Source organism: Fusicatenibacter sp., assembly GCF_977045365.1.
This window is the reverse complement of sequence record NZ_CDRRUH010000084.1, coordinates 1-8,179: the sequence shown is the minus strand read 5'-3', so window position 1 is coordinate 8,179 and position 8,179 is coordinate 1. Positions and strand designations below refer to the sequence as shown.

Sequence of the window (8,179 nt, the reverse complement as noted above, 5' to 3'; positions counted from 1 at the left end):
CCTCTCATTAGATGACTCCGCTCGAATTCATCTCATGACCGTCTACAGTTGTATTCCGAGCCATGACTCCGGTATCCGGATCCAGATAATATTCCTCACCATCCTGTGTGAGCCAGCCTGTCTGCATCTGACCGTTGTCTGCCAGATAATACCATTCTTCTCCGCTCCAGTACCATCCTGTCATCCTGTATGAGTTTTCATCAAACATGTACCAGTAGCCGTCGATATTCTGCCAGGTATTGGTTGCATAGCTTCCATCATTATTCTGATACTGCCATCCGTTTTCATTCTGAACCCATTTTCCTGCCGGAATTACCGTAACTTCTGTTACCGTACTCGTCGCCATGGAAACGGCATTTCCAACCGTGTTCTTTGCCACAACATAGTAGTAATCTTTGCCCTCCGCCGAAGTATCGACCTGGCATGTCACTTCCGTTGCGCCTTCAATCGGGGTTCCTCCGCCGTTGGAATTTACGTTGTTCTTATACCACTGATATGTTACTGTGCCTTCTCCCGTTATTCCTGCTTCACAAGTCAGCTTTCCAGATGTATTTCCAACGGGAATCTGCAGGCTCTCCACCGGATTTACCGAAAATACCGGCTTTTCCAGATTGGCATCTACATGGACAGCATCGCTGTCCTCTTTTGAAATATCTACGCTGGCCGAAGACGAAACCGTCGTCTCAGTTCCCATCATTTTATCCATCAGACTGTCTGTGGAACATCCTGAGAGGAATACTACACTGCACATGCATGCTGCCAGAAATATGATTCGTCTATTCTTCATATGCTTTGCACTCCTTTTTTTGTAATTGTTACGAAAATGTTGCAATATTGTTTCAATTCTCAACGAGACCATTATAGCACATCACAACACACCACGTCAAATCTTTTATATGACACTTCCAGACAACCCGCAGAGACAGCAAAAAAGCCCCCGGTGACGGGAGCCTTTTGCTGCATTGCACATCGGAACTGATTCCGATTTATGAATATTAGTCCATTGCAACGACTTCTTTTTTGTTGTAAGAACCACAAGCTTTGCAAACTCTGTGCGGCATCATAAGAGCACCACATTTGCTGCATTTTACAAGGTTCGGAGCAGACATTTTCCAGTTTGCTCTTCTCTTATCGCGTCTTGCTTTGGAAGATTTATTCTTAGGACAAATGGACATAGTTACACCTCCTTAAATTTGCTGAATATATCTTTGATTGCAGCCATTCGGGGGTCTAGCCCTGTGGTATCACAATCACAGGTCTGAATATTCAGATTCGCACCACAACGGCTGCAGATTCCTTTACAGTCATCTTTACACAGCACTCGAATCGGCCATTGGACTATGAGCTCATTACGAACCAGCTCTTCCACATCGAGCTCGTCTCCCTCCACAAACGAAGAGTCCTCTTCTTTTTCCTCGCGTTCTTCCTCTGACAGATTCAGATCAATCTGCAGATCGAACTCGAGCTGGAATGGAGCCGCTACCGGTGTCAGGCATCTTGCACATGGAATCTCCATTGTAAGGTCTGCGCTGCCGGTGATCGTGATCACACGATTGCCTTCATGCGTAAGGCCAAGGATAACAGGATGTTTTTCGATTACCCGATAGTCCTGCCCGCCGATCGAAAAAGTTTCGGATGTAAGCGGAATTTCATACTTTTCGGACTTTCCGTCCTGCGCAAATAACTTGGTCAGACTGATTTTCATATTGTTCTCCTAATCACACTTTACCAATTATACCCGGGAAGGTAAGAATTGTCAACTGCTTTTTGAATTATTTTTTATTTTCCTTTTACTAACTCTACGGTCTCCTCGCAGATTGCGATTTCCTCGTTGGTCGGGATCACGCATGCTGTAATCTTGGAGCCTTCTTTGGTGATGATCTTCTCAACGCCGCGGCAGTTATTTGCCTCAGAATCGAATTCCAGACCCATGAACTCAAATGCTTTGCAGATGGTCTCACGAAGCGGAATAGCGTTCTCGCCGAGGCCTGCGGTGAAGGTGATCACATCTACGCCGCCCATAGCTGCGATGTAGGAACCGATGTATTTGATGATGCGGTAAGCATATGCTTCCAGACAGTTGATGGCATCCTGATTACCTGCCTCTGCTGCTGCAGATACATCACGGTAATCGCTGGAGATGCCGGTCATGCCGAGCATACCGGATTTCTTGTTCAGAATGTTCAGAACCTCGGATACGGTCAGGTTCTCTTTGTTGCACAGATACTCAACAAAGGCCGGATCGATATCTCCGGAACGGGTTCCCATGATCACACCTTCGAGCGGGGTAAGACCCATGGATGTATCTACACATTTGCCGTTCTTTACAGCGGAAAGAGAAGCACCATTTCCCATATGGCATACGATGATCTTCAGATCGTTGTAATCTTTGCCAAGGAACTCTGCGGTTCTCTTGGATACGAATTTATGAGAAGTTCCGTGGAAGCCGTATTTACGGATTGCGTATTTCTCATAGTACTCTTTCGGAATACCGTACATATACGCTTTCGGAGGCATGGTCTGATGGAATGCGGTATCGAATACTGCTACGTTCGGAACGCCCGGCATCAGTTTCATGCAGGCATTGATTCCCATCAGGTTTGCCGGGTTATGCAGAGGACCGAGATCAGCGCACTCTTCGATAACTTTGATTACTTCGTCATCGATGATTACAGAGTTTGTGATCTTCATTCCGCCGTGCAGAACGCGGTGTCCGATGGCATCTACTTCTTCCAGGCTCTTGATGACGCCGCTCTTCTCGTTTACCAGAGCGTCCAGAACCATCTGGATTGCCTCTACGTGTGTCGGCATTGCTGCTTCTGTTACCTCTTTTTCGCCGTTCTTTGGCTCATAAACGAGGCGTCCGTCGATACCGATTCTCTCACAGAGTCCTTTTGCCAGGACGTCACGGTTGTCGTAATTGATCAGCTGGAATTTCAGAGAGGAACTTCCGCAGTTTACTACTAATACGTTCATTTCTAAATTCTCCTATTTCAAAAATTCTTTTTAAAACTTCTGGCCGGCCTGTGTTCTCCGCAGCCGGCCAGAAAACCGCTTGTAATTGATTTTTTCGTGCTTACTGTGCCTGGCACTGTACAGCAGTGATTGCTACAACACCAACGATATCCTCTGCGGAGCATCCGCGGGACAGATCGTTGACTGGAGCTGCGATACCCTGAGTCATCGGGCCGTATGCTTCTGCTTTTGCCAGTCTCTGTACCAGTTTGTATCCGATGTTTCCGGCATCCAGATCCGGGAAGATCAGAACGTTTGCTTTTCCTGCTACTTTGCTGTCCGGAGCTTTGGATGCGCCTACGCTTGGAACGATAGCGGCATCAAGCTGCAGTTCGCCGTCGAGAGCGAGATCCGGGTTTGCTTCTTTTGCAATTCTGGTAGCCTCAACAACTTTGTCTACATCAGCATGTTTTGCACTTCCTTTGGAGGAGTGGGAAAGCATAGCAACTCTTGGCTCGTTTCCGGTCAGCATGCGGTAGGACTCTGCGGAAGACTCTGCGATTGCAGCCAGCTCTTCCGGATTCGGGTTCTGGTTCAGACCGCAGTCACCGAATACGAATACACCGTCATCGCCGTACTCGCAGTCCGGAACTACCATCAGGAAGAATGCGGATACAAGTTTTGTGCCCGGTTTGGTCTTTAAGATCTGCAGGCATGGACGCAAGGTGTTTGCGGTAGAATGGCAGGCACCGGAAACAAGTCCGTCTGCATCTCCCATTTTAACCATCATAACGCCATAATATGTATAGTCATTCAGGATGGTCTCTCTTGCTTTCTCCGGAGTCATGCCTTTCTTTGCACGAAGCTCTACCAGTTTGTCTACGTATGCCTGTGTTTTCTCGTTTTTCTCCGGATCTACGATGGTAGCTTTGGAGATATCAAGGCCTTCAGCACCTTTCTTTACTGCCTCTTCGCTTCCGATGATGATCAGATTTGCAAGGTCCTCTTTCAGGATCTGTGCAGCAGCCTCATATGTTCTTCTGTCTTCTGACTCTGGCAGTACAATTGTTTTCTTGTCTGCTTTTGCTCTTGCTTTAATTGTGTCAATAAATCCCATGATCTTTTGACTCCTTTCGATAAATTTACTCGATATTCTCATTGTAGTACGCTTTTTGCCCTTTCGCAAGTATAAAATTCAAAACAACTGGACAAAAAATCCAAAACGGATGGATTCTTGCATTCCTTTTCTGTTTTTGTTACGATAGGGCTATGTGATCCGCGGTTCCTCTCTGTTTGGAATCGTGCTATTTTTTTCGAAAGAAGGTACGTTTTATGACCATTACCGCAGTCATTGCTGAATATAATCCTTTTCATAACGGCCACGCTTATCAGCTGGCAAAAGCCAGGGAGCTGACCGGGGCGGACTATCTTGTCGTGATTATGAGCGGCGATTTCGTCCAGCGCGGCGCACCTGCCATTCTCGATCAGCACGACCGTGCGGAGCTGGCGCTTCTTGGCGGCGCGGACCTTGTGCTGCAGCTTCCGTGTCACTTTGCGCTCGGCAGTGCGCAGCATTTTGCACGCGGGGCGGTATCACTTCTTACTGCGCTTGGCTGTGTAGACTATCTCTGCTTTGGCAGCGAATACGGCAACACCGCGCCGTTTCTGGAGCTCGCTGATGTTCTGCTCCGCGAACCGGAGGAATACCGCGAACTGCTCTCCGGTCTGCTCCGGAACGGGCTTTCGTTCCCGACAGCGCGCGCACAGGCACTTTCCGCTTATTTTTCTGACAGTGCTTCCTTCTCTTCGCTTTCAAAAGAAGAACTTGATACCTTTTTAAAAGAACCAAACAATATTTTAGGCATTGAATATGTCCAGGCACTTCTGCTGTCACAAAGCCGCATCCGGCCGGTAACGATCCGCCGGGAGGGCAGCGGTTACCACGAAGGAGCGCTTTCCACACAGGCACTCCCTTCTGCTACAGCAATGCGGAATCTTCTTTTTTCCAATCCGCATAAGGATCCGGAACTGTCCGCGCTCGCCTCCTGCATGCCGGAATCAGTCTATCCCGCTTTCCAGGACGCCGTCACCGCACACGGCCTGCTTTCCAGCGATGATTTCAGCCTGCTCCTCGCCGCGCGGCTCCTCACAGAAACGAAGGAATCCCTTTCCTCTTATCTTGATCTTTCGCCGGACCTCGCCAACCGTATCCTCCGCCTGCGTTATGCATGTTCCTCATTTTCAGAATTCGCCATGCAGCTTAAAACAAAGGAAATGACGTATACCCGCATCAGCCGCGCCCTGATGCATCTGCTTCTGAACCAGAAAACATTGTACCCGGCCGGCTATAACCGTGTTCTCGGTTTCCGAAAAAGTGCCGGTGCATTGTTAAAAGAGATTAGAAGACGTTCTTCTCTGCCGCTCATTACCAAGGCAGCCGACGCCCCGCGTCTTCTTACCGGCGATGCACTTGCCGCCTTTGAGAGTGATATACAGGCCTCTCTTTTTTACGAGACTGTTCGTTCTCACAAAACAGGGACACCGTTCGTCCATGAATACACAAAAAAGCTGGTTCTGTTATAGAACCAGCTTTTTTCCAGCATCAGCTTCTGCTTATATCGTAAACGGCGAAAACTGAGTACCTTTTTATCAGCTTTCACCGTTTACGTTTGAGTCGTCATGCTGAACTGCTCCCTTCTATAGCAAGACCAGAAAATAACGAAAAAAAGGCAGTGCGGTTCTGCCGTGCTGCCTTTTTTCGTTATTTTCTGGTCTTTACGCATGGGAAAGCTCTGGAAAGTAAAGCTTTTCACTCTCAATCCTTTTAAGCTGTTCCCCTAAACCGTCAGCCGGACGGTACACAGCTCCGTAGTCAGGCCGCGATATGTTCCGCGGATATACCCACTGCCGCTGCAACAGGTGTGGTTGGGCAGGGGAATGTTGGTGTCGTTTGCGTCTAGCAGGGGAGGATCGGGGTTCATCTGTACGTTTTCAAAGACGGTTCCCACGATGTCCGGAGCAATGGCATCGAAGGTCTGCCGGTCACTCTGCTCTTTGGACTTGCCCTGTACCATCTGCCCAAGGCCGAGGATCACGCCACCGATGACAATCAGCACAAGGTTGCCACCCAGGATGATACCTGCCACAGCAATCACCACTCCCAGCAACGAGAGAATTTTTCCACTCAGCTTGCCGCCCTTGCTCTTGCGCAGCTCCTGCTCCAACTGTTCGTCTGTCCTGTTCGTTTTCTGCCCTGTCATATTCTTCTCCTTCTTCCCCTTCAAACTGAAAACTGTGCCATAAAGTATACCAACAAAATCATACTTATATCATGAATGTTCTTTCACATACTGCAGGAATTCCGGTGTCTTTGACCAGTATTTTACACCCCAGTTTTCAAAATTCCATTCTTCCATGTAATCGTTACACTCGAAATCAACATAATATATTTCTTCGTTATGTACAACAAAATTCGTTGGAAAATAATCAATATTTGTATTGGCAGCATATAACAGCGCACACATTCTATGCAATTGCCCGATATAATCAGTTTTCATCTTGTCTTCTAAAATCAACTGATAAATCGTGTCACCATCAATAAACTCCTTCAAAATACGTTCATTTTTACATCTGTTTCAAGCATGGCAGGCATCTTTATTCCGATTTCTTTCAATTTCTTGTAATCCCTGATTTCTGCCTCAAGTTTGTTTCCGAACTGATAATAATCACAAGGTTCATGATGTATCTGCTTTAAAACATTTTTTAATTTGTCAAAACAGTTTTCCCATGTACAATCTACATATTCGTATTTCCACCCGGTATAACCCGCGATTTTCTGCAGATATTCATAACCGTATCCGCTTCTTTTTCCATTTCCATTTATCTTATCATATGTATCATCCGGTACACCAATCCTGACAACTTTCTCTTTCTGATTTTCTGCTGCAAAAGCAGAAACCGGACAGAGTGAAAAAAGGATGCAACTGCACAATAGAAAAATGATACCCCTTTGCAATACTGATTTATTCATTTTCATTTCCTTTTCTTCTATCTTAACAACACCACTCTCAATACGGCTCATGTCCAGAACATCATTGATCAGACTCAAAAGATGCTGGCTCGATGTTCCGATTTTTGTCAGAATTTCACCGCTTATTTGACACTGCCCTGTCAATTATATTTCACCAATTTATGAATTACTTTTAACAGTAATTCCACATCAAGAGGCTTAGCAACATGTTCATCCATCCCTGCTTCTTTTGCTCTTATTCTGTCCTCCGTGAACGCATTTGCTGTCATTGCAATAATCGGTATTTTCTTTGCATCCTCTCTGTCCAGAGACCGGATCATCTTTGTGGCTTCATAACCATTCATGACCGGCATCATAATGTCCATAAGAATAACATCAAATTCACCGGGTTCACTATTTCTGAACAGTTCAACAGCTTCCTGGCCATCCCAGGCTTTTGTCACCTCAGCACCTTCATTCTGAAGCACAAATTCAGCGATTTCCATATTCAGCTCATTATCTTCTGCCAGAAGAATATGCAGCCCTTTTATAGATTTTTCGGATACATCCTTCTGTTCTTCCCGTTTATCCGCATCCAGATCTATCTTAAACGGAACCCGGATCACAAACGTCGTCCCTACGCCTTTTTCACTTTCAAAAGTAATGGTTCCACCCATTTCCTCGACCAGATTCTTTGCAATCGCCATTCCCAGTCCTGTTCCTGCAAATTTTGTGCGGCTTCCTGTGTGTTCCTGTGCAAATGGTTCAAACACATATTTCTGGAACTCCTCCGTCATTCCGATTCCAGTATCACGACATACAAATTCCATTGTCGTCATTTCTGGCTGTTCGGATGGAATTTCCATGCAGCTGATATAGATCTGTCCGTTTGCCCTGTTATATTTCACCGCATTGGACAGGATATTCATCATCACACGTTTCACATATCCTGGACTTCCAATAAAATCCCGGTGTGTGATTTCTTTTTTCTCCCATACAATCCGGATATTCTGTTCTGCAGCAATCTGTTCGATCACAACAAGCACTTCCTCAGAAATTTTTCTCAGATTAAATGGGACCTCTTCCAGAACGATTTCACCTGACTCAAGCTTACTCATGTCCAGAACATCATTTACCAGTTCCAGCAGCAGATTGGATGCCTCTTTCACCTTTGCTCTGTATTCTGTCTGCTTCTCCATATCATCTGCATAATGG

The 8,179-nt window shown here is 46.3% G+C and carries 9 protein-coding genes; 1 reads left to right on the top strand and 8 read right to left on the bottom strand.

Annotated features, from left to right (window positions below):
* Positions 1 to 7: 7 nt before the first annotated feature.
* The 5 genes from ACY2VW_RS13505 to pta all read right to left on the bottom strand — a co-directional run bounded on the left by ACY2VW_RS13505 (position 8) and on the right by pta (position 4,072).
* A complete protein-coding gene (locus tag ACY2VW_RS13505; protein ID WP_461878405.1) occupies positions 8 to 787 on the bottom strand; it encodes a hypothetical protein in 780 nt (259 codons plus the stop codon).
* Positions 788 to 995: 208 nt separating this feature from the next.
* Positions 996 to 1,175, bottom strand: a complete 180-nt coding sequence (gene rpmF, locus ACY2VW_RS13500; RefSeq protein WP_022462729.1) for a 50S ribosomal protein L32 — start codon at positions 1,173 to 1,175, stop codon at positions 996 to 998.
* A gap of 2 nt (positions 1,176 to 1,177) precedes the next feature.
* A complete protein-coding gene (locus ACY2VW_RS13495; protein WP_461878404.1) occupies positions 1,178 to 1,705 on the bottom strand; it encodes a YceD family protein in 528 nt (175 codons plus the stop codon).
* Positions 1,706 to 1,779: 74 nt separating this feature from the next.
* Entirely contained in the window at positions 1,780 to 2,976 is a 1,197-nt protein-coding gene (locus ACY2VW_RS13490; RefSeq protein WP_022462727.1) for an acetate kinase, read from the bottom strand.
* A gap of 100 nt (positions 2,977 to 3,076) precedes the next feature.
* Positions 3,077 to 4,072: a phosphate acetyltransferase gene (gene pta / locus ACY2VW_RS13485; RefSeq protein ID WP_461874635.1), complete on the bottom strand. Its 996-nt coding sequence runs from the start codon at positions 4,070 to 4,072 to the stop codon at positions 3,077 to 3,079.
* A gap of 215 nt (positions 4,073 to 4,287) precedes the next feature.
* Here pta and ACY2VW_RS13480 point away from each other — a divergent pair, with 215 nt between their 5' ends.
* On the top strand, positions 4,288 to 5,538 hold the full coding sequence (locus tag ACY2VW_RS13480) for a nucleotidyltransferase family protein (RefSeq protein WP_461878403.1): 1,251 nt from the start codon (positions 4,288 to 4,290) through the stop codon (positions 5,536 to 5,538).
* A gap of 254 nt (positions 5,539 to 5,792) precedes the next feature.
* Here the strand turns inward: ACY2VW_RS13480 and ACY2VW_RS13475 are convergent, their stop codons facing one another.
* The 3 genes from ACY2VW_RS13475 to ACY2VW_RS13465 all read right to left on the bottom strand — a co-directional run.
* Positions 5,793 to 6,215: a hypothetical protein gene (locus ACY2VW_RS13475; protein ID WP_461878402.1), complete on the bottom strand. Its 423-nt coding sequence runs from the start codon at positions 6,213 to 6,215 to the stop codon at positions 5,793 to 5,795.
* 347 nt (positions 6,216 to 6,562) lie between these two features.
* Positions 6,563 to 7,036 (bottom strand): hypothetical protein, encoded by a 474-nt coding sequence (locus tag ACY2VW_RS13470; RefSeq protein WP_461878401.1) that lies wholly within the window; start codon positions 7,034 to 7,036, stop codon positions 6,563 to 6,565.
* Between the two features lie 89 nt (positions 7,037 to 7,125).
* Positions 7,126 to 8,179, bottom strand: a 1,054-nt coding sequence (locus ACY2VW_RS13465; protein WP_461878400.1) for an ATP-binding response regulator, incomplete at its 5' end; no start/stop codon positions are given.